A 26,623-nucleotide genomic window follows, 5' to 3' on the forward strand; every position below is an offset into this window, starting at 1 on the left:
AACTAAACCCCTTTGTCGGCGGAATCGTTTTTCGATTGATCAAAATAGTTCGTGTACATGGCATTCAAGGAAGCCTCCAAATCACTCAATATCTTGTGTCCCTCTTCTTTCGAGATGATTCCCAATTTAACGGCATACTCGACTTCACGGGAGAATCCGTACATTTGCGTATCCACCACATCCTCAAAGGCTGGACAGTTCGCAAAGCAGAGGTGTTCTTTTTGGCTATTGATTAATTTGTAGATCTTTTCAGCATCCTGCATCAAGATTTCCAAAGCAGTCGTTTTGTTGATGCTATCCATTTTAATTCCTCCCCTCAAAAGTTACTTCATTCTATCTTGGATTACTCCGCATTCCTTGCGGTTGATACAAAAATTGTATGGTCTTTCCAGTCTATTATACCAAACAAACAGGCTGACGCCTACCGCCATTCATCCCCCAGCGGATTCCAGAGTAATGAAGAGAAAAAGGGCCGAGGCAATGGTTGCCACGGACCCTTTTCCTGAACTTGCTTTCGGATTACTCTGCTTTTTTCTTGCGTTTAGCAGATTTTTCGCGCTCATTTTTGTCTAAGATTTGTTTACGCAGACGTACACTTTCAGGCGTCACTTCGCAATATTCATCTTCTCCCATGAATTCAAGCGATTCTTCCAGCGTCAATGTGCGTGGACGTTTAATCACGTTTGTAGAATCTTTATTTGCAGAACGGATATTCGTCATTTGTTTCGCTCTTGTGATGTTAACAGCGATGTCGGTGTCGCGGGCATTTTCGCCGACAATCATACCTTCGTAGATTTCCACACCAGGTTCGATGAAGATCGTTCCACGGTCCTCTACGCCCATGATGCCGTAAGTTGTTGTTTTGCCTGTTTCAGTAGAGACAAGCGCGCCTTTGCTGCGTCCGCCGATTTTGCCTGGCAACTCTGGCAAGTACGCTTCAAACGTATGAGCCATGATGCCGTAACCGCGTGTAATGGATAAGAATTCAGTAGAGTAACCGATCAGTCCACGTGATGGAACAAGGAAGATGATACGGACTTGGCCATTGCCGCTGTTTTGCATATCTTGCATTTCAGCTTTGCGTTGGCTGATCGTTTCAATTACGGAACCCATATATTCTTCAGGGGTGTCGATCTGAACACGTTCAAACGGCTCGCATCTTACGCCATCAACTTCTCTGATGATAACTTCTGGACGGGATACTTGCAATTCGTAACCTTCACGACGCATGTTTTCGATCAGGATGGACAAGTGTAACTCGCCACGTCCGGAAACGATCCAAGCATCAGGAGAGTCGGTAGGATCAACACGCAAAGATACGTCTGTGTGCAATTGTTTCATCAAACGCTCTTCGATTTTACGGGAAGTGACCCATTTACCTTCACGGCCTGCGAAAGGAGAGTTGTTTGTAAGGAAAGTCATTTGCAATGTAGGCTCGTCGATATGCAGAACCGGCAAAGCTTCACGATGATCAACAGGAGTCACTGTTTCACCAACAAAGATATCTTCCATACCGGAAATGGCAATCAAATCGCCCGCTTTTGCTTCTTCGATTTCGATACGGTCCAAACCAAAGTAGCCGAACAGTTTTGATACACGGAAATTCTTGGATGTGCCATCCAATTTAAGTAAGGATACTTGGTCCCCAACTTTGATTGTGCCACGGAATACGCGTCCGATACCGATACGGCCAACAAAGTCACTGTAGTCAAGTAAAGCTACTTGGAATTGCAATGGTTCAGCAGAGTTGTCGATTGGAGCTGGGATGTGTTCGATGATTGCATCAAAAACGTTATCCATTGTATCTTCTTGTTCAGTTGGATCATCTGACATGCTTGAAGTACCATGCATTGCAGAAGCATAGACAACCGGGAATTCCAATTGTTCGTCATCAGCGCCCAATTCGATGAATAATTCCAGAACTTCATCAACAACTTCAGCTGGTCTGGCAGTCGGTTTGTCGATTTTGTTTACTACGACGATAGGAATCAGTTTTTGCTCCAAAGCTTTTTTCAATACGAAACGCGTTTGCGGCATCGTACCTTCGTAAGCATCGACAACAAGCACTACACCATCAACCATACGCATGATACGTTCAACTTCTCCACCGAAATCCGCGTGGCCTGGTGTATCCATGATGTTGATGCGTGTACCTTTGTATTGTACGGCTGTATTTTTCGCCAAGATCGTGATTCCGCGTTCTTTTTCAAGATCGTTGGAGTCCATTGCGCGTTCCATAAGCTCAGTTCTAGCGTTCAATGTATCCGATTGTTTCAACAATTCATCTACTAATGTTGTTTTACCATGGTCAACGTGGGCGATGATTGCAACATTACGAATATCTTTTCTAAATTCCATTTGTTGTTTTCCTCCAAAATTTTACTTGTTTTTCACTGCTGTTTGATATGCCAACTGCTACTGCCATTATATAGTCGATCACAATTCTGAATTTGAACTTCCCATCAGTTTTCGTTTGCGGAATAGGTGAAAACCCGCTGAAAACTCATGAAGACAACTATCAACTTATCCAGTCTATCACCTCCGGAACCATTTGGAAAGAAAAAAGTTCAATGTAACGGCTTTCTTGGAAAAGTTATTCTTTCGGTTGTCACTCCGTCTCAGCTGCCCCTGGCCAGCACGGATTCAGGGCCCTGCCTTCTTTATGGATTTATCCGCAAAAAGAGACATAATCCAGAATGATTATGCCTCTGATTTTTTTGATTGGGTCCTACATGTTTTTGATGACCAGTTCCGCAAATCCGGAGCAGCTGACTTTTTGGGCAGCATCGTCCTTCATCAGATAATAGAAATCGCGTGTTACTGTTTTGTTGGCAATCGTCTTTTCGATGCCACGGGTGATCAAGTCACTGACTTCATTCCAGCCGATGTACTCGAACATCATGGCGCCAGACAATAACACTGAAGAAGGATTCAATTCATCCAAACCGGCATATTCCGGGGCAGTTCCGTGTGTTGCTTCGAAAATGGCATGCCCAGTGTTCTCATTGATGTTAGCCCCCGGCGCAATCCCGATTCCGCCCACTTGAGCAGCCAACGCATCAGAAATATAGTCACCGTTCAGGTTCAATGTAGCGATGACGTCATAGTTCTCAGGGTTCATCAAAATTTCCTGCAGGAAGATGTCAGCGATCCGGTCCTTGATGATCAACTTGCCTGCGGCAACAGCTTCTTCATAAGCTTTATCCGCTGCCTCTCTGCCGTCTGCAGCTTTTAAGGCATCGTATTGGGCCCAAGTGAAGACTTTATCGCCAAATTCGCGTTCCGCTAAAGCATATCCCCACTTCTTGAAGCCACCCTCCGTAAATTTCATGATGTTGCCTTTATGGACCAACGTCACGGAAGTGCGTCCATTTGCCAACGCATACTGGATGGCGCTGCGGATCAAGCGTTCCGACCCTTCGATCGAAACCGGTTTGACGCCGATTGCTGATGTTTCAGGGAAGCGGATTTTGTCCACGCCGAATTGGGTCTGCAGAATCTCGATGATTCGTTTTGCCTCTTCGCTTTGCGCTTCGAACTCGATCCCTGCGTAGCAATCTTCGGTATTTTCCCGGAAGATGACCATATCGGTTTTTTCAGGTTCTTTCAGCGGTGTCGGCACGCCTTCAAAATAACGGACAGGTCGCAGGCAGACGAAAAGGTCCAATGTCTGGCGCAAAGCGACATTCAAGGAACGGATACCCCCGCCTATTGGTGTCGTCAGTGGTCCTTTGATGGCCACTAAATGCTCACGGATGACATCCATGGTCTCATCAGGCAACCAGGAACCAGTCAAATCAAAAGCCTTCCCTCCTGCAAGCACTTCTTTCCAGACGATTTTACGGGAATCACCGTAGGCTTTTTCAACTGCTGCTTCAAATACTTTTTTGGATGCTTGCCAAATTTCCGGACCGATGCCATCCCCTTCGATGAAAGGGATAATCGGAAAATCAGGTGTATGCAACCCTGTTTCGTTCATAACAATTTTTTCGCCTACTGTCATTGTGCAGTACCTCCAATAGTTTCTTTTTCGGACAAAGGGATGTAAGTCAGGTTAACGGCTCCCACGTATTTAGAACGCGGACGGATCAAGGTAGCTTCACGCTTTTGCTCAAATACGTGCCCTAACCACCCGGATACACGGCTCATCGAAAACAACAGCGTGAAGAGGTCATGCTCTATCCCAAAGCAGTGATAAACAGTTGCAGAGTAGAAATCCACATTCGGAATCAAGCCTTTTTCCTTCAATAGATAGTCCTCTACTTCGCAGGAAAGATCATATAAATCTTCTTTTCCGAATTCCTGGGTCAATTCCTTAGCCATGCGTTTCAAATGTTTCTTGCGGGGATCTTCCGTTTTGTAGACACGGTGACCGAATCCCATGATTTTTTCTTTATTGTCCAATTTTGCTTTCAAGTAGCCTGGAACATCTCTGGTGTCTGATTCCGCTATTTCGGAGAGCATATCGAAAACGCGCTCATTCGCTCCACCGTGCAAGGGGCCTTTCAGGGCTCCGATAGCACCTGTGATACACGAATAGACATCCGTCAGCGTAGAGGCTGCAACGCGTGCGGTGAAGGTTGATGCGTTAAGATCGTGATCGGCATGGAGTACCAAACAATGATTATACGCTCTGACCAAATCCGGATTCGCCTCTTCGCCTGTCAACATATACAGGAAATTGGCTCCGAACGAAAGGTCTTCGCGAGGCGCGATCGGATCCAAACCTTTGCGTAATCGTGCGAATGCGGCTACAATCGTCGGAATTTTTGCTTGTATCGAGATTGCTTGAATATAGACAGAACGTTCGTCCATATCTTCCGCATACGGATCGAATACGCCCAATAGTGAGACCGTCGTGCGCAATACACTCATCGGGTGCAGATTCTGGCGGCACTGTATTTTCAGGCAAGCAATGACACTTTCAGATAAGGCCATATGCGTGTGAAGATCTTGCTTCAACTGCGCAAATTCTTCCCGGCTAGGCATTCTTGAATTCCACAACAAAAAGATGATTTCCTCAAACGATGCATCTTTTTCCACTAATTCGTCGATATTATATCCTGAGTAGGATAATTGTCCCTCAACAATTGCGCTAAGGGAGGTTTCTGATACGACAACGTCTGCTAATCCTTTATGTACTTCCATGATTTTTCTCTCCTCTCAAAAACCTCTCTTCAGCAAATTGGATGGCTTGCGCTTAATAAGCAAGCCCCATTTTTTTACGGATAACCATCGGCAGGATGCCTCCGTTACGGTAGTAAGTCATATCCACTTCAGAATCAAAACGGGCAATGGTCGTGAACTTGATTTCTTGGCCATCTGATTTGACTGCCGTCACCGGAATTTCTGCATGGATGCCGACACTATCGTTCAAATCGATCGTGATTTTTTCCGATCCGTCCAGTCCCAAACTTTCTGCATCTTGGCCTGTTTGGTATTGCAAAGGCAATACGCCCATCATCACAAGATTCGAACGGTGGATTCTTTCATAGCTCTTGGCGATGACTGCTTCGACCCCAAGTAGTTTGACGCCTTTGGCAGCCCAATCGCGGGATGAACCCATCCCATAATCGTCACCTGCAAAAATCACTAATCCGGTTCCGTTTTGACGGTATTTTTCTGACGCATCAAAGATACTCATCTCTTCGCCGGTAGGCCAGTAAATCGTGAAGCCGCCGTCTTTGCCGGATACCAGTTGATTGCGGATACGCATATTCGCCAACGTACCGCGCATCATCACTTCATGATTTCCGCGTCTTGCGCCGTAGGAGTTGAAATCACGGACGCCCACGCCTTTAGAAGACAAATATTGTCCAGCTGGTGTGCTGATGTCGATGCTTCCTGCAGGGGAAATGTGATCGGTCGTAACCGAGTCACCGAATTTACCCAATACCGATAGCCCATTCAAAGATACGATTGGTTTCGGTTCAGGTGATAAATTCTCGAAGAATGGCGGATTTGCGATGTAAGTCGATCCCTCTTCCCACTGGTACAGAGCGTCATCATTCGTTTCGATCGCATTCCATTCAGCATTGTCATCAAACACATGCAGATATTCCTCTTTGAATATCTCAGGTGTCACAAAATCACGGATCATCGCTTCGACAGCGTGCCTTTCCGGCCACAGATCTGCTAAGTAGACAGGTTGACCGTCTTTGCCGTTACCGATCGGCTCGGTTTTCAGATCGATGTTCATCGTACCTGCCAACGCATAAGCGACTACCAATGGCGGCGATGCCAAGTAGTTGGCTTTGACCAATGCGTGGATCCGTCCTTCAAAGTTACGGTTTCCGCTCAATGCGCTTGAAACCAATAAGTCGTTGTTTTTGATTGCTTCTTCCACTTCAGGCAAAAGCGGTCCTGAATTTCCGATGCAGGTCGTACAGCCGTAGCCGACAGTATTGAAGCCCAGTTCTTCCAGGTAAGGCAGTAATCCGGCATTATCCAAATAAGCAGTGACTACTTTTGATCCGGGTGCCAACGAAGTCTTGACGTATTTCGGAACGTTCAGTCCCAACTCCACAGCTCGTTTCGCCAATAATCCGGCACTCAACATTACGTATGGATTCGATGTGTTCGTGCAGCTTGTAATGGCCGCGATCGCAATGTCTCCTGTTTTCATCTTCACTTCTTCTCCATCGAGGATCAGCGAAACTTCTTTTTCTGTTTCATCTTCGGATAATCCAAATCCGGCATTGCCTTTCGGCGCAACCAAGGATCTTTGGAAATCTTCTTTCAATTTCGATACCGGCACCAAGTCTTGCGGGCGTTTCGGTCCTGCAACATTAGCCTCGATTGTGCTCAAGTCGATTTCAACGACTGTGGTATATTCTGGTTCCGGATCTTCAACACGGTAGTAAAGATCGTTTGCCTTAACGTATTCTTCTACTATAGAAACATGTTTTTCATCTCTGCCTGTCAACGTCAAGTAGTTAAGCACTTCATCGTCAACCGGGAAGAAGCCGCAGGTCGCACCATATTCAGGCGCCATGTTGGCGATGGTCGCACGATCCGCTAATGTCATGGACGATAATCCAGGACCGAAGAATTCGACAAATTTTCCGACTACTTTCATTTCACGCAATTTCTGGGTGACTTTCAATGCCAAGTCGGTTGCGGTAGCTGCTTCCTGCAATGAATTGATGAAGCGTACACCTACGACTTCAGGAACAGGGAAGAAGGAAGGCTCACCAAGCATGCTGGCTTCCGCTTCGATTCCGCCTACTCCCCAGCCCAAGACGCCAAGCGCATTTGCCATCGTCGTATGCGAATCTGTCCCCACCAAAGTGTCAGGGAAAACTAAGCTTCTGTTTTCATCGATTGCTTTTTCTGTGACGACTGATGCCAAGTATTCAATATTGACTTGGTGTACGATACCAGTAGCAGGCGGTACAGCGCGATAGTTGTCGAATGCTTTTTGCGCCCAGCTCAAGAATTGATATCGTTCCTGATTGCGTAAGAATTCCATCTTCATGTTCGCGATCAAGGCTTGCGGGGATCCGAAGTTATCCACTTGTACGGAGTGATCGATGACCAGATCGACAGGCACTTCCGGATTGATGATAGCTGGATCTCCGCCTAAATCATGGACTGTTTTTCTCAAGGAAGCCAAATCAACGACTGCCGGCACTCCTGTGAAGTCCTGTAGGATAACGCGGGAAGGTTTGAAGGGTATTTCGCCCTCGTTCGTTTCAGTTGCACTCCAGTTAGATAAAGTGACAACATGTTCTTCCTTGATGCCGCTTTCTCCCACTTGACGTAACAATGACTCAAGCAGCACTCGGATCGAGTAAGGCAGTTTAGCGATTTTTATTTTTTCATTGTTTTCTAATTTTTTTAATTTATAGTATTCATACTGATGACCATTTAAACTAAAAGAAGCTATGGCATTTTGATTAAAATCTGACATTGTATAACCCCCATTTATCATCTGATTCACATTCAACTCACTTAATACGAAAATTATAACCATAATTTAATCAAATGTAAATGTTTTAAATAAAAAAAATACCGCAAGGACGCGAAAATGATCGGGAAAACCTTACATGAGTTTGTCAGGTTTTTCATTAGAAAAAATGAGAAGGATGCTTCCGATCGTTCCTAAAATGAGATACTCCCTCATGAACCACCATTAAAAAGGCTCTTACATACTCATTTATTTATCATTTTTTGAATTTTTTTCACATTTTCTATTTTTAATCCAATTCTCTTTCTGAGAAAGGTAATTCCTTTTTTCAACATAAGTAAATAAAATCGTTTAAATCATACCTTTTCATGTCATGAATTCTGACATCTTTCGTTAACCAAAAAAAAGTGAACAAAATACATCATTCTGTATCTTGTCCACTTTATTTTAATCTTAATGAGGTTCCAACACTCATTGCCATTCGTTCCGGATTTCTTGGAAAGCACATCTGTTGGCGATAATCACCGCATTGTTCTGCAGCAGATTTATTTTTTCTCCCGTAACTTGTCTATAGACCAAGCCCACCTCTTCAGCGATGACCAACCCGGCAGCGATGTCCCATGGGGCCAAGGAAGGAGCGATATAAGCTACCAATTTGCCGGAAGCAACCCAAGCCGTTTCCAGCCCGGCGGAGCCGTTAACGCGCAAGCCACTGCTGTTTTTTGCGATTCTGCGCGCTTCATCCGCATCCGAGACCACCAATCGGTTACTGATTGCGACCAATCCCTCAGATAGAGGCAGCTCCTCTACCATAGGCAGCCTCCGATCATTGCAATACGCCCCATTATCCCGGATAGCAAAATAGAGCTCGTCCCGGACGACATCATAAATATAGCCCAAATGACCGACACCATCCTCATAGATACCGATCATGATGGCAAAATTTGCTCTCTGCTTGATGAAATTGAGGGTGCCATCAATCGGATCGATGATCCAGACAATTCCATCCAGATCCTGTATATCATGCCCTACGCTTTCTTCTCCCAAAATACGCTCATCTGGAAAGTGTGCAGTGATTTTTTCATACAGGAACACCTCAATTTCCCGATCCATGTTAGTAACCAGATCCGTTCGCGATGTTTTTTCTTTAATTTCAAGCTCCTTATTGAACGATTCCCGCAGCAAGTCTGCAGCTTCATGCAACCAAGACTTGATCAGGCTATGTCTTCTATCGATCTGATCCATCCGGCGCCCCCTTTCTGCCGCTCCTCTATCTGCGACTTATCCAGTCATTCAACGCTCCCCTAGGAAGATCTTGTTCTTTTCGCTTTTCTTTATTTCCTGCAGCACTTTGTACAAAGAATAACCCGATTCTTTCTCGAACTGATTGCCGTATTTCTTTTCCTGACCGACTGAAGGCAGCACCGTCTTAAATTCACGGTAAGCCTGCATAAAGTCTTCTTTGCTGATTCCACTTTCATAAGCACGCTCGACAGCATTCCATAAAGAGATAACTTTAACGATTTCCTCTTTGGTCCATTCTACTTCGAACGGATAGTCATAATGTTGCATCTTATTCCCTCCATCTGATTCCTGTTTCTACTATATTATACATGACAAAAAAAATAAAGAGAATCCGGACCCGGATTCTCTCGACCTGTTACTATTTTGGAATTAGATGTGGATCGGCATGCCCAAAGCCAATTCGGCAGCGTCCATGATTGTTTCGGATAATGATGGATGACCGTGGATCGTCAACGCGATATCTTCTGCGTTCATTCCAGCCTCAATCGCCAATCCAAGCTCAGCGATGACTTCGCTGGCGTTCACACCGGCAACTTGCGCGCCGACAAGAACGTTATCTTCTTTTGTCGTAACCAAACGGACAAAACCTTCTGTCTGGTTCAATGATAATGCGCGTCCGTTCCCTGACAACGGGAATTTGGATGCTTTTACATCCAGACCTTTGTCTTTTGCTTCGGCAGCAGTGAAGCCGATGGTAGCTAATTCAGGATCCGTAAAGGCAACCCCTGGCATAGCGCGGTAATCAACTGCAGAAGGATGTCCTGCAATAGCTTCAGCAGCAATTTTAGCTTCATAGCTGGCTTTATGAGCCAAGGCAGCGCCAGGAACGATATCGCCGATCGCAAAAATGTGTTTTACATTTGTGCGGCCTTGATTATCGACCTTAACCAAACCACGGTCAGTCATTTCAACTCCGACTACTTCAAGACCCAAGTCATCCGTATTTGGACGGCGACCGACAGTAACCATTACGTAGTCAGCTTCGATGACTTCTTCTTTACCGTTTGCTTCATATTTGATGGTTACGCTGTCTCCGTTGTCGATGGCTTCTTTAGCCATTGCTTTCGTGACGACTGTAACACCTTTTTCTTGGAATGATTTTTCAACGAATTTAACCATATCTTTTTCGAATGTCGGTAAAATTTGTGGAGATCCTTCAAGAATAGTCACTTCAGAGCCTAGGTTAGCGTATGCTCCGCCCAGTTCAGTACCGATGACACCGCCGCCGACGATGACTAATTTCTTAGGAACTTCAGTTAAATTCAATCCGCCAGTGGAATCGATGACGCGTCCGCCAAATTTGAAACCTTTGATTTCGATCGGACGGCTACCAGTAGCGATGATCGCATTTTTGAAAGTATACGTTTGTGCTGCATCTTCAGTGAAGACACGCAATGTTTCTCCGTCATTGAAGAATGCATTCCCACGGATGATTTCAACTTTGTTTTTCTTCAACAAGTACTCAACACCAGACGTCAATGTTTTAACTACTTTGTTGTCTTTCCATTCTTGTGTTTTCGAGAAGTCCAGTTTCACATTTTCAGTTGTGATACCGAAAACCGAGGAATCCAAAGCTTCTTGATAATGATGTCCAGCAGAAATCAATGCTTTTGAAGGGATACAACCGACGTTCAAACAAACGCCCCCGATCCATTCTCTTTCGATGATTGCTACTTTTTGTCCTAATTGTGCAGCGCGGATGGCAGCTACATAGCCACCAGGTCCCGCTCCAACAACAACTGTATCTAATTCAACTGCGAAATCGCCTACTACCATTGTCTATTCTCACCCTTCCATCAATAATAATTCTGGATCAGCCAATAATCTCTTAATGTTGTTCATTGCTTTTTGAGCAGTTGCGCCGTCAACGATACGGTGGTCGAAACTCAATGAAAGTTTCATAACGCGACCGACTGCCAATTCGCCTTCTGCATTGACGATAGCTTGTTGCGCGATCGTCCCAACACCGAGGATGGCCACTTCAGGGTAGTTGATGACTGGCGTGAAGAATCCGCCGCCAACAGAACCGATATTGCTGATAGTTACAGAACCGTTTCTCATATCCGCAGCTGCCAGTTTGCCGTCTTGGGCTTGAGCTGCCATGTTGTTGATTTCATCGGCAATTTTGAACATGCCTTTTGTATTTGCATCTTTAACGTTCGGTACGTATAGACCGTTGTCTGTATCTGTAGCGATACCGATGTTGATGTAGTTCTTCAATACGATTTCTTGAGCAGCGTCGTCGATTGAAGCGTTCAGGATAGGGAAGTCGCGTACAGTCGCTGCCAAAGCCTTAACGACATAAGGCAAGAAAGTAAGTTTTGTTCCTTGTGCTGCAGCAACATCTTTGAATTTCTTGCGGTGATCCCATAATTTGGACACTTCAACTTCATCAAACAAAGTTACGTGAGGAGCCGTATGCTTGCTGTTGACCATTGCTTTCGCAATCGCTTTTCTCATCGGAGACATTTTTTGACGTGTTTCCGCTTCGCCCATGGTGGATGTGAATGGTTGAGCTGGCGCTGCAACTTGTGTTGCTTGGTCAGCTGCCGCTACTGGAGCCGCTTGGACTGCCGCTTGTGCCGAAGCTTGAGCTTGCACTGCTGGAGTCACAGCTTTTGCTGCCACTGGAGCTACTCCGCTGAAGTTATCGATATCTTCTTTCAGTACACGACCGCCTTTTCCTGTCGGTGCAACTGCAGTGATGTCGATGCCTTTTTCGCGTGCGTATTGACGCACGGATGGCATAGCCAAAACTTGCTTGTTAGGATCTGCTGCTGCAACCACGCCTGATGATGCTGGTGAAGTTGAAGCTGCTGCAGTTGAAGCTGCTGCTTTTGGTGCTGCTGCTTTTGGTGCTGCTGCAGCCGGGCCATTTTGGCCTGGTGCATCGATTTCCACCAATACATCTCCGATGACTGCAACTGTGCCTACTGGCGCTACGATGCGGACTACTCTACCTGTAACAGGAGATGGAATCTCTTCAACAGATTTGTCGTTCTGCACTTCAACCAATGTATCATCTTCATTGATCATATCGCCTTCTTTGATGGGCCAAGAAACGATTTCACCTTCCATGATACCCTCGCCTAGAGCAGGCAGTTTGAATTGGAACAGTCCTCCTGTTGAAGCTGCAGGTGCTGCTGGAGTTGATGCCGCTGAAGCTGTTGCTGGTGCAGGAGCTTCAGAACCTTCATCTTCATGACCTGGAGCGTCGATTTCCACCAATACATCTCCGATGACTGCAACCGTACCTACTGGCGCAACGATCTTCAAGACTTTCCCGGTTACTGGGGATGGGATTTCTTCGACTGATTTATCATTTTGTACTTCTAATAATGTGTCATCTTCATTGATGGTGTCGCCTTCTTTGATTGACCAAGAAACGATTTCACCTTCCATGATACCTTCGCCTAAAGCAGGCAACTTGAATTTAAAAGACATTTTCTTAACTTCCCTTCATTTGTCTATTTTTGGATTTCCGACGCACAAAAGCGAACAAATACAATTCTCTGGGATATGGAATTGTATTTGTTCAAGCTTTCAGCTCTTAGAAATGATAAGTTTCTCTTACTTTATTCTCGATATCAGTAGCATTCGGTAACCAAATGTTTTCTGCTTGACCGAACGGGAAGACAGTATCCGGAGCAGCAACACGTCCGATAGGAGCTTCTAACGATAACACTGCACGTTCAGAAATTTCGGACATGACCATTGCGCCCACACCAGCTTGACGCTGTGCTTCTTGGACTACTACGACACGGCCTGTTTTTTGCACAGAGGCAATGATCGTTTCGACATCAAGTGGAGCAACAGTGCGTAAATCGATTACTTCAACCGAAATGCCTTCTTTTTCAAGTGTTTCTGCAGCTTTGATAGCTTCGCGGACCATTGCGCCGTAAGTGATGACAGACACGTCAGTTCCTTCTTTTGTGATGGCAGCTTTGCCGATAGGAACAGTGTACGCTTCTTCAGGAACTTCATCACGGAATGAACGGTACAATTTCATATGCTCCAAGAAGACAACGGGATCGTTATCGCGGATAGCTGAAATCAACAAACCTTTTGCATCGTATGGGTTCGAAGGGATAACCACTTTCAAACCTGGTGATTGAGCCATCAAGCCTTCCAAGTTATCCGAGTGCAATTCAGGTGTATGCACACCGCCACCGAAAGGAGAGCGGAAAACGATAGGCAGATTACGCGTGCCTGCCATGCGGTAACGTGTACGTGCAGCTTGCGCTACAACTGTATCCATTACTTCAAATACAAAACCGAAGAATTGGATTTCCGCAACGGGGCGGAAACCTTCCAAAGCCAAACCGAATGCCAAACCACCTATACCGGATTCAGCTAAAGGAGTATCAAACACGCGGTCTTCGCCGAATTTCTCTTGAAGTCCTTGTGTCGCACGGAATACACCGCCGTTTTTACCAACGTCTTCTCCGAAGATCAAAACGTTTGGATCGTTTGCAAGTTCAATTGCAAGCGCATCAGTGATGGCTTGGATCATAGTTAATTGTGCCATGATTATTTAGTCTCCTTTGCTTCGTAGTACGCGATTTGTTCTGCCATAGTTTGATTAGGTTCTTCGAACATGCTCTTCAAGAAGTCAGATACTTTTTGTTTAGGAGCTTGGTCAGCTTCCTTGATGGCATCTTTGATTTCTTCTTTGACTGATTCGATGACTTCATTTTCTTTTTCTTCAGACCACAAGCCCTTTGCCGTCAAAAATTTGCGCATGCGGATCAATGGGTCTTTTGCTTGCCAGCCTTCCAATTCAGCAGTGTCACGGTAACGTGTTGGATCATCACCTGACAAAGTGTGCGGACCAAAGCGGTAGCAGATTGTTTCGATCAATACAGGGCCATTTCCGGCAACAGCATATTCTCTTGCTTTTTTGGTTATGGCATATACAGCCAAGATGTCCATTCCATCGACTTGGATACCAGGGATTCCGGCAGCCATAGCTTTCTGTGCCAACGTTTGAGCAGCTGTCTGCACGTGGCGAGGTGTTGAAATCGCCCATCCGTTGTTTTGGATGAAGAAGATGGCAGGTGCTTTGTAGGATCCGGCAAAGTTGATTCCTTCATAGAAATCCCCTTGCGAGCTTCCGCCGTCACCAGTGTAAGTGATGGCAACATTTTTCTTATTGCGCTTCTTCAAGCCCAATGCGACTCCGGCAGCTTGCACGTATTGTGCACCGATGATGATTTGCGGTGGCAAAGCTTTGATGTCGTCAGCGTATTTATTGCCATCCACATGGCCTCTTGACCAAAGGAAAGCTTGCGTCAACGGCAAACCATGTTTGACCAATTGAGGAACATCACGGTAACCAGGCAACAAGACATCTTCCTTGTCGATTGCTGCGATACTTCCTAATTGGCTCGCTTCCTGACCGGCTGTCGGCGCATAGAAACCTAATCTACCTTGACGATTCAACGCAGTTGAACGTTCATGTAAAATTCTGGACCATACCATATCTGTCATGAATTGAACCAATTGTTCATCAGAAAGATCTGGCATAAGGTCAGGGTTCACAATATTCCCTTCTTCGTCCATGATTTGGACCATGCGAAAATCTGTGTTCGTGCTGCTTAATAATGCGTCAATGTCGATTTTTGTTTGTTTTGTAGCCATGCTAACACTTTCCTCTCTATTCCCTTGATATTTCATCTCTGTCGATGAGGTTTATACAGATGATTTCAACTGTATCAATTCACAGTTGTTACATGAATAATTTACCACGCATCCGAGATATATGCAAGGCAAAAGGAAAGTTTTCGATTTTTGTGCACAGAATATCGAGTACTGCTTATTTGTAAGCGTTTAACATCTGCGTTTTGTTCATTATTTAACGAGCGTTAATTTTGCCTCTCTGTTTTTTTATTGATTCATTATTATTACGTATATTTACAGATTGTCGCAATCAGACACAAGGAATCTGTATCAAAGATACAAGAAAACTGTTTCCATTAAAATTATGAATCATTGATGGAATAGGCTTCCATAAGTATAACAGCCATTTTATTATAGCTACCCCTTTTTGGATAACCATTTTCAGCAGTTTTTCATAACCAGTTTGCTATTTTTTTGCGGTTTATGGCCCGCCATTCCATTCATTCACGAAATCACAATCTCGCCACTATGAAAATAGGATTAAAACGCCTGTGCATTCCCCTCAAAAACAAAGAAAAAAGGTTATTTCAATTAAGAAATAACCTTTTTTCTAAAAATTTATGCTGAAACTTATTTTAAACTAAACCTTGATAAATCATAGCATCGGCAACTTGCACAAACGCTGCGATGTTGGCACCTGCCAAATAGTTGCCCGGTATGCCGTATTCTTCAGCTGTTTTTTCAGCTGTCTTAAAGATGTTTGTCATAATCTCCTGCAGCTTGCCGTCGACTTCTTCGAATGTCCAATGACTATGGGCACTGTTCTGAGCCATTTCCAGCGCGGAAGTCGCTACTCCGCCTGCATTGGCTGCTTTAGCCGGCCCATAAAAAATGTTATTGTCTGCATAGATTTCCACAGCTTCCAAAGTGCTCGGCATGTTCGCGCCTTCGCTGACACAGTATACGCCAGCTTTGACTAATCTTTCAGCTTGTTCTTTGTCGATTTCATTTTGCGTTGCGCTTGGCAAGGCAATATCATAGTTCAGATCGAAGTCCCATACACTGCCATCTTTATATACCGCAGTCGCTTTTTCAGCAGCGTAGGCTGTCAATCTTTCGCGACGGACTTCTTTGATGTCCTGAAGCAATGCGACATCGATGCCTGATTCATCGTAGATAAATCCATTTGAATCGGAACAAGCCACAACCGTGCCACCAAATTCATGAACTTTTTGGATGGCATAGATGGCAACATTTCCGCTTCCGGATACTACCACTTTTTGGCCGGCAAACGATTTCCCGTTCGCTTTCAGCATTTCTTGTGTGTAGTAGACCAGGCCGTATCCTGTCGCTTCTGTACGAGCCAAACTTCCGTTCATGACGACCGGTTTCCCGGTCAGAACACCTGTCTCAGCGCCGTTCAAGCGTTTGTATTGGCCATACATGTAGCCGATTTCGCGTCCGCCGACACCGATATCGCCAGCAGGGACGTCCAAAGTAGGGCCGATGTGTCTTTGCAGTTCAGTCATGAATGATTGGCAGAATCGCATCACTTCTGCGTCTGTTTTGCCTTTAGGATCAAAATCTGATCCGCCTTTACCGCCGCCGATAGGTAATCCGGTCAGGCTGTTTTTAAAGACTTGTTCGAAACCTAAAAACTTCAGGATGCTTTCGTTGACGGTCGGGTGGAAACGCAAACCGCCTTTGTATGGTCCGATCGCCGAATTGAATTGGACGCGGAAACCTTTGCTGACTTGAACGTCCCCTTTGTCATCCATCCAAGGAACACGGAAGGAAACGATGCGTTCAGGTTCTACCATTCTTTCAAGGATGTTCCATTTTATGTAATGCGGATTCTTTTCCAAAGCTGGTTCGATCGTGTCGAACAACTCCCTTACCGCTTGTAAAAATTCTTTTTGATGCGGGCCTCTATCTTCGACCTTCTTATAGACTTTTTCGATATAATCTTTAGCAATTGTCATAAAAATCATCTCTTCTTTCGCTATAAAATTAAAAAAACCTCACACCGTCGTGTAATCATTTTTTCATTTTCTTATTTTACACAAACCTCTTCTTTATTACAAGGAAAAGATGAGTCTAGCTTTTTTTTTTCGAAACGTGTACTATGTAACGAGAAGTGTTTTGTAGTTTGCTAGCCCAATCATTTCAATATAAAAACCAGCAAAAGGAGGAATGCATGCATGATCACTATGGATAACATCATCCGGGAAGGTCATCCTACATTGCGGAGGTCGGCTGACTTGGTCACTTTCCCTTTATCCGCGGAGGATCGGAAAATCGCCGCAGAAATGATGGAGTTCCTTTCGAACAGTCAGGACGAAGAAATCGCCGAGCAACTCAATTTGCGCGCAGGTGTCGGTTTGGCAGCTCCGCAAATCGACGTATCCAAGCGCATCGTTGCGCTACTGATACCAGGGGAGTATGAAGATGATCCTCCGGAATTGGCTAAAGTGATGTTCAACCCTAAAATCGTCAGCCATTCCATCGAAAGCGCCTGCCTTAAAGGTGGCGAAGGTTGCCTTTCAGTGGACCGCGAAGTACCGGGGTTTGTCGTCAGGCACAGCCGCATTACGGTAGCTTACCAGGATGCCGAAGGAGTGACACACAAAGCCCGCTACAAAGGCTATACAGCCATTGTGGTCCAGCACGAAATCGACCACCTCAACGGAGTCATGTTCTACGACCACATCAATGAACAAGCACCCTTTGCAGTTGCCGACGACGTCATCATCATCGAATAGGAAATGAAAAAGAAGAACGGAACTGCAGCTGCTGCAGAACCGTTCTTCTTTGTTTTTATTTTGTAAGATATCTTTCCAGGAATTGCTTCGTGCGGGCCTCGGTTGGATGATAAAAGATATGATCAGGGGATCCCTGTTCCAGGATGACGCCTTGATCCATGAAGATGACGCGATCAGAAACTTCCCTCGCGAACTCCATTTCATGCGTCACGACGATCATAGTCAAGCCACTGTTGGCAAGATCCTTCATGACCTTCAATACTTCCCCCACCATCTCCGGGTCCAAAGCCGATGTCGGCTCATCGAACAACAGCGCATCCGGTTCCATCGTCAAAGCGCGGGCGATAGCGACGCGTTGTTTTTGTCCGCCTGACAACTGATCCGGTTTGGCGTTTATGAAGTTCCCCATCCCAACCTGTTCCAAATAACCCATGGCGATTTTTTCGGCTTCCTGCTGGGATTTTTTCAGGATCTTCACAGGCCCTACCGTGCAATTATGCAGCACGTCCAAGTTGTTGAACAGATTGAACTGCTGGAACACCATACCCAATTTGCTGCGGTACTTGAAGATATCATGCTTCGAGTCCAATACGTTCTCGCCGTTGTAGATGATTTCTCCTGCTGTAGGTTTTTCCAGCAGATTGATGCAGCGCAACAGAGTCGATTTACCGGAGCCCGATGAACCGATGATGCACACAACTTCTCCTTTATTCACGCTGAAATCGATGTCCTTCAGCACTTCATGTTGGCCGAAGTTCTTCTTCAGATGCTGTACGTCAATTACTTTTTCCATCAAATGATTCCTCCTGTGGCAATTAATTTGCTCTGTCTCTTCCTGCTTGTTTTTTGCGAGCCATTAATTCGGGTGTAGTTAATTGGTCTTGTCCTGCACCCATCATCTGATAATTATCAGGGCCTTGCATTTTTCTTTCGATGGCACGCAAGATGCGGGTCACCGTGAAGGTCATGACGAAGTAAATGATTGAAGCCACGAAGAATGATTCGAAGTAACGGAAGTTATTCCCGGAAATCGATTTAGTCGTAAAGAACAATTCGGAAACGGAGATGACGTTCAATACCGACGTATCTTTGATGTTGATGACGAATTCGTTCCCTGTCGCCGGCAGGATATTCCGGATCACTTGCGGCATGACGACATTGCGCATCGTCTGCAGATGATTCATCCCGATCGCTTGAGCGGCTTCGAATTGCCCTTTGTCGATGGAAATGATCCCACCGCGGACAATCTCCGACATATAAGCGCCCGTATTGACCGATACAATCAGCAGCGCTGCGAAGATGCGGTTCATGTCGATATCAAATGCCAAAGCCGCTCCGTAATAGATGACCATCGCTTGCACGATCATCGGTGTGCCGCGGAAAATTTCGATGTAGCATGACAATAAAAAATTCACCACGTTGTACACGTGTTTTTTCCAGCCCGATTCCGCAACCGGGATCGTACGGATGACGCCGATCATAAGACCGATCCCCAGTCCGATGATGGTTCCGATTAAAGCTATATATAATGTTGTCCATGCACCTGATAAAAACTGTCTCCAGTTTTCTTCGATGATGCGGATAACCCAACTAAACTCCATTTAATGTATGCCCCTTTTTGATGTTCCGTCCGCCTTGATTATTCAGCTGATGGTTGGTTTTGGATTGCTTCATCCATCATTTGGATGCGTTCTTCTTCGGTGATGCCGCTCAAGATCTCATTGATCTGATCTTTCAATTCGCTTTCTTTGATCAAACCGATTGCGATTTCTGAATCAGCCGCGGACAATTCGAACGTATCCGCTTCATCCAACTCGATCATTTTGAACGCGGAATTGGCTGCTGAAGCGCTGATGGCTTCCGGACGTTCCGATACGTAAGCATCGATTGTGCCAGACTCCAAAGCTACGCGCATGGAAGTGAAACTGTCCATTGCCGGTTGCTTTTGTACGCCTTCAATCTGATCGATGACGCCATAGTGCAACGTGTTCAACTGTGCAGTCACTTTTGCGTCCGCGAAGTCAGCCAAAGCTGTTGCATCTGCATAAGCGCCATCCGCTTTGACGACAATCACAAGTTCAGTCGTATAGTAGGAATCCGAGAAATCGATCGCTTCTTTGCGTTCCTCTGTCGGCGACATGCCCGCAACGATAGCATCGATTTTGGATGAAACTAATGCCGGCACCAGGCCATCCCATTCCGTCTTGACGATGACCAGTTCTTTGCCTAAACCATCCGCCACTTTTTGGGCCATCTGAACGTCATAACCGTTGGCGTAACCGTCAGCGCCGTCGATTTTCACCGCGCCGTTGCTGTCGTCATTTTGGGTCCAGTTGAAAGGAGGATAGCCCGCTTCCATTCCGACCGTGAATGTTTCAGAATCCGCTGAACCGTTTGCGGATGAATCATCAGTTGCTCCGCTTCCGCATCCCGCCAAAATAAACAAACCTGTCAATGCTGCCAATGTTTTTTTCCATGTTTTTACTGTCATCTCTATTTCCTCCTATTGTATATAGTCCTTTATTATGCTCAAAAAATTATAAAATACCTCTTCTTATCCGGCTGCTTTTTTGTCCACCTTTCGACCCATAGAGCGTCATAACAATGCTAATTCAGTCCGTTTTTGTGCAAAAAAATAGACTATAAAGCAAAAGGCCCTATAATCCAGCTTCCTTCTGCCCGCAATACCGAAAGTACTCCACAAACGATTTTGGGCAAATCGTTCTGACAGTGTCAGGATTCTTAACCCTGACCCCAACACAGCAAACGCTGTATTTCGGCGAACACCCCTTTCAAACGGGCATTTTACTCTTGATGTTCGCAGCCTCTTCCATTATTGTATGATCGTATGACATTATTGTATGTTATTATACTGTACGGATTTTTAATTTGCAACAAAAAGCGCCTTGCCCCGCCATCCAACGCCCTATGCTCGTCGATGGCCACCATCAGGGACTGTCTCTGTTTTTCTGTTTCAAAAAATAGGTTTCGGATGCTATACTGACTGCAACAACAAAAGGAAGGAACTACCTCAACAATGCTTATTATACTATTCGATTTAGACGATACTTTATATGACACAGCAAGCCCGTTCTTCCAGGTGCTGGAAAATTACCGCTTGGAGAACAGCTACAGCGAAGAAGCCACCTTCGCCCTTTTCCGCGAACATTGCGATGCGGCTTTCGACCTGTTCTCCAGCGGGGTCCTGACGTTGGCCGAGTCACACATCATGCGCACACAGCATACGTTCGCCGACCTAGGTCTTGCGCTCACCACCGAAGAGGCAATGCACTTCCAGGAAACCTACCAAAAAAGGCAAGCAGAAATCACGTTAAGCCCGGGGATCGAGCAGCTTTTGAATGAGCTGGAAAGTCGGAGCATTCCGATCGCGGTCTTCACAAACGGTCCTGAAAAGCACCAGATGAAGAAGTTCAACGCCTTGGGTCTGGAGAGATGGGTGCCGCCAGCGCGCATCTTCATTTCCGAAAAAATCGGTTGCCCAAAACCACACGCCGAAGCATTCGCGCATGTGCAGGAGGCTTTGAACGCCACTCCTGGTGAGCTGCTCTTCATCGGGGACACCTACGAAACGGACATCATCGGCGGTCAGGCTGCGGGTTGGACTACTTTGTGGTACAACCATCGCCGGAAGTCGGAGCATGAAAAAGTGGTGTTGGAGCCAACCTTCTATTCTGTAGCGGAAATGCACAAAGCCATTCACGACAACATCTCAAAACGAAAGGAAATGTGACTTATGATCCAAACAAAATTAGCCATCATCGGGGTCGGTCATGTCGGTTCCCAAGTATTGACCGACTGCAGCCACCTCAACTTATTTTCCGACATCGTCCTGATCGATTGCAACGAGGACACGGCAAGAGGCGAAGCCCTGGACCACCGTCATGCGCTGGCCGCAAGTTACAGGACAAACAGCAAAATATATGGCGGCGACTATGAGGACTGCGCCGATGCCGACGTCATCATCATTTCCGCGGGCGTCAGCGAGAAGCCGCGCCCGGGTGAGGATATGCCTCCAAGAGCGTTGATGGGCAAAGAGAATGCCAATGAAATACGCAAAATCATGACAAGCATCACCCAGCACACAAAAGATGCCATCATCATCCTGATAACGAATCCGGTCGATACGATCACCTACATCGCCGAAAATGAGTTCGATTATCCGAAAGGCAAGATTTTCGGCACCGGAACGACTTTGGATACTTTCCGCTACCGTCAAATTGTCGCTGCCCACTATCAGGTCGATCCCAAAAACGTCAGCGGCTACATCATGGGCGAACACGGCAGCACCGCCTTCCCGGCTTTCAGCAGCACGACTGTGGGTGCGCTCACCCTTCCCCAATGTGATGACTTATTGGATCCGGTGGAACCATTGGACCGGGAATTCGTCAGCCAAGAAGTGGTGCACACGGCATCCGATGTCTTCAACTGGAAAGGCTGGACCAATTCAGGCATCGGGGAAGTGGCGGCAGCCTTGGCCCGCGCGGTCATGCTGGACGAGAAAAGCATCTTCCCTGTGACCGCAACTGTCAATGGCTTTTACAACTGCCATGGCGAAGCAGCCTTCAGTATGCCTTGCATCATCGGCAAGAACGGCTTGGAGAAACAGATACCCTTGCCGTTGGATGAAGAGGAATACGAAAAACTGCAACTATCCATCAAAGATATTCAATTCACGCTACAATCCGTGAGATAGGAAAAGCGCAACCGCATCATAGCCGATTGGCCGGATGCGGTTGCGCTTATTTTTTGTAGCTATATGGACAGCCTACATACTTAGTCTGCCATGCTCTTCATAGCGTGTGACTGTTGTGATGGCATTCTGCTCATCGACAAACACCACAAGCGGTTTGTGTTCCTTCGCTTCATGTTCATCCATCATGCAGTAAGCCATGATGATGATTTTGTCGGACACCTGAACGCAACGGGCGGCGGCACCGTTCAGGCAAATCATGCCCGAGCCGCGTTCGCCTGCGATGACGTATGTTTCGAACCTGGCCCCGTTGTCGATGTCGACGATCTGGACCTTCTCATATTCAATCAGCCCTGCGGCGTCAAGCAGATCCTTGTCGACAGTGATGCTGCCCACATAGGAAAGCTCCGCTTGGACAACGACGGCGCGGTGTATTTTACTTTTTAGCATATTTAGTTGCATTGTTTTTCCCCCCACTTATTCCGTGATAAAATTATCGATCAGACGCGTTTTACCGATATAGACTGCCAAAGCCAACAACACAGGTCGCTCAACGCTTTCCACTTGCTGCAGCGTACGCGCATCCACCAACTCCACATAATCGATCTTCGCCATCGGTTCGGCTTGGATTGTTTCCGAAATGGCCTTCAGGATTTTGGCAACATCCCGCTCGCCACCCGCAAGCATTTGCTTCGCAACTTCGAGCGCTCGGCTCAGCACCAGTGCGGCCTTGCGCTCATCTGCTGACAGATAACTGTTGCGCGAGCTTTTGGCCAATCCGTCCGCTTCCCGGATGATTGGGCAGCCGACGACGGCAACGTCCATATTGAGGTCGCGGACCATCTGCTGGATGACCGCCAATTGTTGGGCGTCCTTCTGTCCGAAATAGGCGCGGTCCGGCTGCACGATGTTGAACAGCTTTGTCACGACGGTGCAGACGCCCCGGAAATGGGCCGGCCTGCTTTTCCCGCACAAGCTCTCCGTCAGACCATGCATGTCCACAAAGCTGCTGAAATCAGGATGGTACATCTCCTTCGGCTCGGGATGGAAAATCAGATCCACTCCGCTGGCTTCGCACAAAGCGGCATCCTTTTCCAGATCCCGTGGATAGCTTTCCAAGTCTTCGGAAGGACCGAATTGCATCGGATTCACAAAAATACTGACGACCACCCGATCGTTTTCGCTGACGGATTTCTGCATCAAGCTTTGATGGCCTTCATGGAGATAGCCCATCGTCGGTACGAAGCCGACCGACAAACCTTCCTTTTTCCAGGCCTTCACGGCACTGCGGATTTCTTCAACCGTTGCTGCAATCTTCATTCGTGATTACTCCTCTAATATAATTTTTCGATGACCGCATCGGACAACGCAAAGGTGTGCTCCGCTGCCGGAAACGCGCCGTTTTTCACTTCGTTTATGTAGTCTTCGATGGCTGTCTGCATCTGCGGTCCTATTTCTGCATAGCGCTTGACGAATTTAGGCGTGAAATCGGAATAGAGTCCCAGCATGTCCTGGTAGACCAACACTTGGCCGTCGCAGCCGTTCCCCGCGCCGATGCCGATCGTCGGAATCGAGATGCTTTTGGTGATCAACTCAGCCAGCTTGGCCGGAATGCATTCCAGCACCACCGCAAAGGCTCCTGCCGCTTCAACCGCTTTCGCCTGTTCAATCAAGCTGCGCGCCGCTTCTTCATCTTTCCCTTGGACCTTGAAGCCGCCGAAAGCATTGACGGATTGGGGCGTCAGGCCGAGATGCGCCATGACCGGAATGGAAGCTTCCACGATTGCCTTTATCTGCGGGCAGACTTCAAGGCCGCCTTCCAGTTTGACTGCCTGCGCCCGGCCTTCCTTGATCAGCCTGCCGGCATTGGAGACCGCATCATAGACGGATGTCTGATAGGACATGAACGGCAGATCGCTTACAACCAACGCATCCTTTACCCCTCTGGCGACAGCTTTCGTGTGGTGGATCATGTCCTCCATCGTTACCGATAAGGTGTCTTCATACCCAAGCATCACCATCCCCAGCGAATCGCCCACAAGCACCGAGTCGATCCCTGAAGCATCGATCAGTTTGGCAGTGGAATAGTCATAAGCAGTCAGCATCGTCAGCCGCTCATTTTTCTGCTTGGCATTGCGGAAAGTCAAAACCGATTTCTTCACCCGAATTCTCATCCTCTCTTCATCCCAATATAATATATTATTCACACATTACGTTCTGCGGGGAATAATGTCAACTACTTTTTGAAACTGGAAGCCCTACCAAAAACATTTACTGTCATGACAGATGGATACCCCAGTGAAAAATTAGTCAGCAACCTAGTCAGAACAAAAAAATAACCCCTAGAACGCCGAAGGAACAACTTCCTATCAGCGTTTCTAAAGGTTATTCTTTTAATATGATGTTTACGATGGTTTTTGTCGTCGACTAATTAATCTAACAATCTAAAACTACCGCGCTAAAATGCAGTAGGTAGATGAGAGACCATTCAAAGGGAATTCTTTAATCCTAATTCCATTTTGAGTGTTTTTCTGAGTGTATTTTAAAACAGTCAGCATTTTATGGCTTCTCAGTTTGAGAGTTTTTTTGGGGGTTCGTATTTCCGAGAAATGCCTAATGATGACCTTCTCTAATTAAAAACTTATCGGATTAAATAGAGCTATGTCCTTTTGGCGATTTCAAACAGTTCTTCAATAACTTTGGAAGTTTGGATGCTGCGTTTATTGTATTTATCAATGAAATTTTTCAGCATCTCTGAGTATTCCTTAGCAAATGGGGACGTAATGCAATTTTTTATATAATTCAATAGCGAACCGGCGTGACATAACTACAATCATTGATTTCCCGAACTGTACCTAATTTTAAAAATTTTAAGTACTCATTTTTGTTATTAAATTTGAAAGACGCCGTCATTCGCGATTATCTCTTTCGCGCGCTCCTCGGTTATTTCCTCAAAATCTGTAGAAGCATTCATAATGATTTCTTCGTACCAATAATCGGATGCTTCCCAGGTTTTGCTCTCCGGGACGTACTTAAACATCCAGTCGCCGTATTTCAAAAGGAAATTTTTCCGATCCGCCCTCGTCGTTATGTAATATTTTGTCTTTCTCATCATTTCACCTCTTCCTTCTAGCTAACTTCTTTAAGTTAATTATACACCTGTTCTGATTCAAAATGATCTATGCTAAACATGTCCAGCGATGTGATTATGATTATTTATGCTCATGCAACCGAAAAGGCAAAAGGCGAAACAGCTGATAAATTTGCTGCATACGTGAATTTTTAGCATTACATGGCCAATAATCACATGGTCAAAAAAAACAGACCTTAGAAACATACAGAAATGGCTCTGCATCAACGCTTCTAGGGTCTATTAATTTTCTAAGATGGAGACGATGGGGCTCGAACCCACGACCTCTTGACTGCCAGTCAAGCACTCTCCCAACTGAGCTACGCCCCCGAAATAACAGGGTATCAACGACGTTCGGCAAAAACGCCTTATGAATGATATGATACCCTATTTTCACTTCTATAACAAGCCTAATTTTTCAAGTGCGTAAGCAATTCCGCCTGAATTGCAGTCTTTCGTGACAAATTTGGCGACATCCTTGACGGGATCGACCGCATTCCCCATTGCGACGCCATAGCCGACACTGGAAATGAGTTCATAATCGTTGTTTCCGTCACCGAAAGCTATTGTATCTTCATGCGCAAAGCCCAGATGCTTCGCCATCCACAGGGCAGTTTGTGCTTTTGAACCAGGATTCGGCAACACATCCACACCAGCATCGTGCCAACGCACAAAGCGGAATTCCGGAAAAGCGCCATCTTCATAGATTGCTTTCTCATCATCTTTGTAGAACAAGAGTGCTTGATAAAGCGGATTGTTCAGATAAAAAGACTCATCATGGTCAGGGACTTCGAACTCGATGCTCTGCATCGCTTCGGTTGCGTTGTTCTCAATCGATTCATGGCGTCGAGCCAGAGCATGAGCTGATTCGTAGACAACCTGATGGCCGCTATCATCGGATACCTGCAACAATTTTTCAAATGCATTCAGATCCAATTTGTTCTCATACTTGAGTTCATGTTTGAAGTAACCTGCAGCACCGTTGCAGACGATGTAATTGTCCAATTGGAAGGTATCGATGACCTCTTGGGCCAGAAACAGATTCCGTCCCGTCGCGATCGCGATTTCGTGCCCGTTCTTCTGCAGTTGGCGCAAGGCTTGGAGAGTGCTCTCAAGCGGCATCTTTTCATCGTTCAGCAATGTTCCGTCGATATCAAAGAAAATGAATTTTTTGTTTTCCAAATTTT

The 26,623-nt window shown here is 46.1% G+C and carries 24 protein-coding genes, 1 tRNA gene and 1 riboswitch; of the genes, 3 read left to right on the forward strand and 22 right to left on the reverse strand.

The genetic code is table 11. From position 1 onward, the window contains the following. Positions 1-2 precede the first annotated feature (2 nt). From PH235_RS02390 to gdhA, 12 genes are all read right to left on the reverse strand, one after another. Complete coding sequence (locus PH235_RS02390) at positions 3-302, reverse strand: YlaN family protein (RefSeq protein ID WP_086628219.1); 300 nt, start codon at positions 300-302, stop codon at positions 3-5. A 217-nt stretch (positions 303-519) separates the two neighbouring features. Further along, complete coding sequence (typA, locus tag PH235_RS02395) at positions 520-2,358, reverse strand: translational GTPase TypA (RefSeq protein ID WP_106448745.1); 1,839 nt, start codon at positions 2,356-2,358, stop codon at positions 520-522. A gap of 370 nt (positions 2,359-2,728) precedes the next feature. Beyond that, entirely contained in the window at positions 2,729-4,003 is a 1,275-nt protein-coding gene (icd, locus tag PH235_RS02400; RefSeq protein WP_272160855.1) for an NADP-dependent isocitrate dehydrogenase, read from the reverse strand. Further along, positions 4,000-5,148, reverse strand: a complete 1,149-nt coding sequence (locus PH235_RS02405) for a citrate synthase (RefSeq protein ID WP_272160856.1) — start codon at positions 5,146-5,148, stop codon at positions 4,000-4,002. The genes icd and PH235_RS02405 overlap by 4 nt, the downstream gene beginning before the upstream one ends. Before the next feature lie 52 nt (positions 5,149-5,200). Continuing rightward, positions 5,201-7,912, reverse strand: coding sequence for an aconitate hydratase AcnA (gene acnA / locus PH235_RS02410; RefSeq protein ID WP_272160857.1), 2,712 nt, complete (start codon positions 7,910-7,912; stop codon positions 5,201-5,203). Between the two features lie 468 nt (positions 7,913-8,380). After that, positions 8,381-9,154: an inositol monophosphatase family protein gene (locus PH235_RS02415; protein ID WP_272160858.1), complete on the reverse strand. Its 774-nt coding sequence runs from the start codon at positions 9,152-9,154 to the stop codon at positions 8,381-8,383. Positions 9,155-9,202: 48 nt separating this feature from the next. Continuing rightward, the gene (locus tag PH235_RS02420; RefSeq protein WP_272160859.1) at positions 9,203-9,481 is read right to left on the reverse strand and encodes a UPF0223 family protein; all 279 of its coding nucleotides are present in this window, start codon (positions 9,479-9,481) and stop codon (positions 9,203-9,205) included. Between the two features lie 102 nt (positions 9,482-9,583). Continuing rightward, the gene (gene lpdA, locus PH235_RS02425) at positions 9,584-10,990 is read right to left on the reverse strand and encodes a dihydrolipoyl dehydrogenase (protein ID WP_272160861.1); all 1,407 of its coding nucleotides are present in this window, start codon (positions 10,988-10,990) and stop codon (positions 9,584-9,586) included. Positions 10,991-10,999: 9 nt separating this feature from the next. Then, positions 11,000-12,658: a 2-oxo acid dehydrogenase subunit E2 gene (locus PH235_RS02430; RefSeq protein ID WP_272160862.1), complete on the reverse strand. Its 1,659-nt coding sequence runs from the start codon at positions 12,656-12,658 to the stop codon at positions 11,000-11,002. A 106-nt stretch (positions 12,659-12,764) separates the two neighbouring features. Continuing rightward, positions 12,765-13,742 (reverse strand): alpha-ketoacid dehydrogenase subunit beta, encoded by a 978-nt coding sequence (locus PH235_RS02435; RefSeq protein ID WP_272160863.1) that lies wholly within the window; start codon positions 13,740-13,742, stop codon positions 12,765-12,767. Between the two features lie 2 nt (positions 13,743-13,744). After that, positions 13,745-14,854, reverse strand: a complete 1,110-nt coding sequence (gene pdhA, locus PH235_RS02440; RefSeq protein ID WP_106448754.1) for a pyruvate dehydrogenase (acetyl-transferring) E1 component subunit alpha — start codon at positions 14,852-14,854, stop codon at positions 13,745-13,747. 614 nt (positions 14,855-15,468) lie between these two features. Then, positions 15,469-16,815, reverse strand: a complete 1,347-nt coding sequence (gene gdhA, locus PH235_RS02445) for an NADP-specific glutamate dehydrogenase (RefSeq protein ID WP_272160865.1) — start codon at positions 16,813-16,815, stop codon at positions 15,469-15,471. Positions 16,816-17,034: 219 nt separating this feature from the next. Between gdhA and def the strand changes: the two genes are divergently transcribed. Further along, entirely contained in the window at positions 17,035-17,595 is a 561-nt protein-coding gene (gene def, locus PH235_RS02450; protein WP_086628231.1) for a peptide deformylase, read from the forward strand. Between the two features lie 55 nt (positions 17,596-17,650). Here def and PH235_RS02455 read toward each other — a convergent pair whose 3' ends face one another. From PH235_RS02455 to PH235_RS02465, 3 genes are read right to left on the reverse strand one after another with little or no spacing between them, the layout of a single operon-like run. Continuing rightward, positions 17,651-18,388 carry an amino acid ABC transporter ATP-binding protein gene (locus tag PH235_RS02455; RefSeq protein ID WP_106448757.1) on the reverse strand — a complete coding sequence of 246 codons (738 nt, stop codon included), beginning with the start codon at positions 18,386-18,388 and terminating at the stop codon, positions 17,651-17,653. 22 nt (positions 18,389-18,410) lie between these two features. Beyond that, the gene (locus PH235_RS02460) at positions 18,411-19,196 is read right to left on the reverse strand and encodes an amino acid ABC transporter permease (RefSeq protein ID WP_106448758.1); all 786 of its coding nucleotides are present in this window, start codon (positions 19,194-19,196) and stop codon (positions 18,411-18,413) included. 38 nt (positions 19,197-19,234) lie between these two features. Further along, the gene (locus PH235_RS02465) at positions 19,235-20,086 is read right to left on the reverse strand and encodes a transporter substrate-binding domain-containing protein (RefSeq protein WP_272160867.1); all 852 of its coding nucleotides are present in this window, start codon (positions 20,084-20,086) and stop codon (positions 19,235-19,237) included. A gap of 192 nt (positions 20,087-20,278) precedes the next feature. Continuing rightward, positions 20,279-20,433, reverse strand: a riboswitch (Lysine riboswitch). A 199-nt stretch (positions 20,434-20,632) separates the two neighbouring features. On the opposite strand from PH235_RS02465, the gene PH235_RS02470 reads away from it, so the two are divergent. Then, positions 20,633-21,346 (forward strand): HAD family hydrolase, encoded by a 714-nt coding sequence (locus tag PH235_RS02470; RefSeq protein WP_272160869.1) that lies wholly within the window; start codon positions 20,633-20,635, stop codon positions 21,344-21,346. A 3-nt stretch (positions 21,347-21,349) separates the two neighbouring features. Next, positions 21,350-22,309, forward strand: coding sequence for a lactate/malate family dehydrogenase (locus PH235_RS02475; protein WP_272160870.1), 960 nt, complete (start codon positions 21,350-21,352; stop codon positions 22,307-22,309). Positions 22,310-22,381: 72 nt separating this feature from the next. Here PH235_RS02475 and panD read toward each other — a convergent pair whose 3' ends face one another. The 7 genes from panD to PH235_RS02510 all read right to left on the reverse strand — a co-directional run bounded on the left by panD (position 22,382) and on the right by PH235_RS02510 (position 26,618). Further along, on the reverse strand, positions 22,382-22,768 hold the full coding sequence (gene panD, locus PH235_RS02480; RefSeq protein ID WP_272160871.1) for an aspartate 1-decarboxylase: 387 nt from the start codon (positions 22,766-22,768) through the stop codon (positions 22,382-22,384). Between the two features lie 15 nt (positions 22,769-22,783). Further along, positions 22,784-23,626 carry a pantoate--beta-alanine ligase gene (gene panC, locus PH235_RS02485; RefSeq protein WP_272160872.1) on the reverse strand — a complete coding sequence of 281 codons (843 nt, stop codon included), beginning with the start codon at positions 23,624-23,626 and terminating at the stop codon, positions 22,784-22,786. A 14-nt stretch (positions 23,627-23,640) separates the two neighbouring features. After that, on the reverse strand, positions 23,641-24,411 hold the full coding sequence (gene panB, locus PH235_RS02490) for a 3-methyl-2-oxobutanoate hydroxymethyltransferase (protein WP_443080833.1): 771 nt from the start codon (positions 24,409-24,411) through the stop codon (positions 23,641-23,643). 554 nt (positions 24,412-24,965) lie between these two features. Next, positions 24,966-25,112: a type I restriction enzyme endonuclease domain-containing protein gene (locus tag PH235_RS02495; protein WP_272160874.1), complete on the reverse strand. Its 147-nt coding sequence runs from the start codon at positions 25,110-25,112 to the stop codon at positions 24,966-24,968. An 84-nt stretch (positions 25,113-25,196) separates the two neighbouring features. Next, positions 25,197-25,418 (reverse strand): hypothetical protein, encoded by a 222-nt coding sequence (locus tag PH235_RS02500; protein ID WP_272160875.1) that lies wholly within the window; start codon positions 25,416-25,418, stop codon positions 25,197-25,199. Between the two features lie 275 nt (positions 25,419-25,693). Continuing rightward, positions 25,694-25,766, reverse strand: a tRNA-Ala gene (locus PH235_RS02505). A 69-nt stretch (positions 25,767-25,835) separates the two neighbouring features. Then, on the reverse strand, positions 25,836-26,618 hold the full coding sequence (locus PH235_RS02510; protein WP_272160877.1) for a Cof-type HAD-IIB family hydrolase: 783 nt from the start codon (positions 26,616-26,618) through the stop codon (positions 25,836-25,838). Positions 26,619-26,623 lie beyond the last annotated feature (5 nt).

It is taken from the genome of Trichococcus sp. K1Tr, from assembly GCF_028309625.1.
Taxonomy (GTDB): Bacteria; Bacillota; Bacilli; order Lactobacillales; family Aerococcaceae; genus Trichococcus.

What these genes read in the sequence shown, in the direction of transcription:
- PH235_RS02455 (WP_106448757.1), bottom strand. Translation starts at nt 18,388, where the DNA reads ATGGAAAAAGTAATTGACGTACAGCATCTGAAGAAGAACTTCGGCCAA.
- lpdA (WP_272160861.1), bottom strand. Translation starts at nt 10,990, where the DNA reads ATGGTAGTAGGCGATTTCGCAGTTGAATTAGATACAGTTGTTGTTGGA.
- PH235_RS02470 (WP_272160869.1), top strand. Translation starts at nt 20,633, where the DNA reads ATGCTTATTATACTATTCGATTTAGACGATACTTTATATGACACAGCA.
- panC (WP_272160872.1), bottom strand. Translation starts at nt 23,626, where the DNA reads ATGAAGATTGCAGCAACGGTTGAAGAAATCCGCAGTGCCGTGAAGGCC.
- panD (WP_272160871.1), bottom strand. Translation starts at nt 22,768, where the DNA reads ATGCAACTAAATATGCTAAAAAGTAAAATACACCGCGCCGTCGTTGTC.
- PH235_RS02465 (WP_272160867.1), bottom strand. Translation starts at nt 20,086, where the DNA reads ATGACAGTAAAAACATGGAAAAAAACATTGGCAGCATTGACAGGTTTG.
- PH235_RS02475 (WP_272160870.1), top strand. Translation starts at nt 21,350, where the DNA reads ATGATCCAAACAAAATTAGCCATCATCGGGGTCGGTCATGTCGGTTCC.
- PH235_RS02460 (WP_106448758.1), bottom strand. Translation starts at nt 19,196, where the DNA reads ATGGAGTTTAGTTGGGTTATCCGCATCATCGAAGAAAACTGGAGACAG.
- PH235_RS02415 (WP_272160858.1), bottom strand. Translation starts at nt 9,154, where the DNA reads ATGGATCAGATCGATAGAAGACATAGCCTGATCAAGTCTTGGTTGCAT.
- PH235_RS02405 (WP_272160856.1), bottom strand. Translation starts at nt 5,148, where the DNA reads ATGGAAGTACATAAAGGATTAGCAGACGTTGTCGTATCAGAAACCTCC.
- pdhA (WP_106448754.1), bottom strand. Translation starts at nt 14,854, where the DNA reads ATGGCTACAAAACAAACAAAAATCGACATTGACGCATTATTAAGCAGC.
- PH235_RS02390 (WP_086628219.1), bottom strand. Translation starts at nt 302, where the DNA reads ATGGATAGCATCAACAAAACGACTGCTTTGGAAATCTTGATGCAGGAT.
- icd (WP_272160855.1), bottom strand. Translation starts at nt 4,003, where the DNA reads ATGACAGTAGGCGAAAAAATTGTTATGAACGAAACAGGGTTGCATACA.
- PH235_RS02500 (WP_272160875.1), bottom strand. Translation starts at nt 25,418, where the DNA reads ATGAGAAAGACAAAATATTACATAACGACGAGGGCGGATCGGAAAAAT.
- PH235_RS02420 (WP_272160859.1), bottom strand. Translation starts at nt 9,481, where the DNA reads ATGCAACATTATGACTATCCGTTCGAAGTAGAATGGACCAAAGAGGAA.
- def (WP_086628231.1), top strand. Translation starts at nt 17,035, where the DNA reads ATGATCACTATGGATAACATCATCCGGGAAGGTCATCCTACATTGCGG.
- gdhA (WP_272160865.1), bottom strand. Translation starts at nt 16,815, where the DNA reads ATGACAATTGCTAAAGATTATATCGAAAAAGTCTATAAGAAGGTCGAA.
- panB (WP_443080833.1), bottom strand. Translation starts at nt 24,411, where the DNA reads ATGCTGACTGCTTATGACTATTCCACTGCCAAACTGATCGATGCTTCA.
- typA (WP_106448745.1), bottom strand. Translation starts at nt 2,358, where the DNA reads ATGGAATTTAGAAAAGATATTCGTAATGTTGCAATCATCGCCCACGTT.
- PH235_RS02435 (WP_272160863.1), bottom strand. Translation starts at nt 13,742, where the DNA reads ATGGCACAATTAACTATGATCCAAGCCATCACTGATGCGCTTGCAATT.
- acnA (WP_272160857.1), bottom strand. Translation starts at nt 7,912, where the DNA reads ATGTCAGATTTTAATCAAAATGCCATAGCTTCTTTTAGTTTAAATGGT.
- PH235_RS02430 (WP_272160862.1), bottom strand. Translation starts at nt 12,658, where the DNA reads ATGTCTTTTAAATTCAAGTTGCCTGCTTTAGGCGAAGGTATCATGGAA.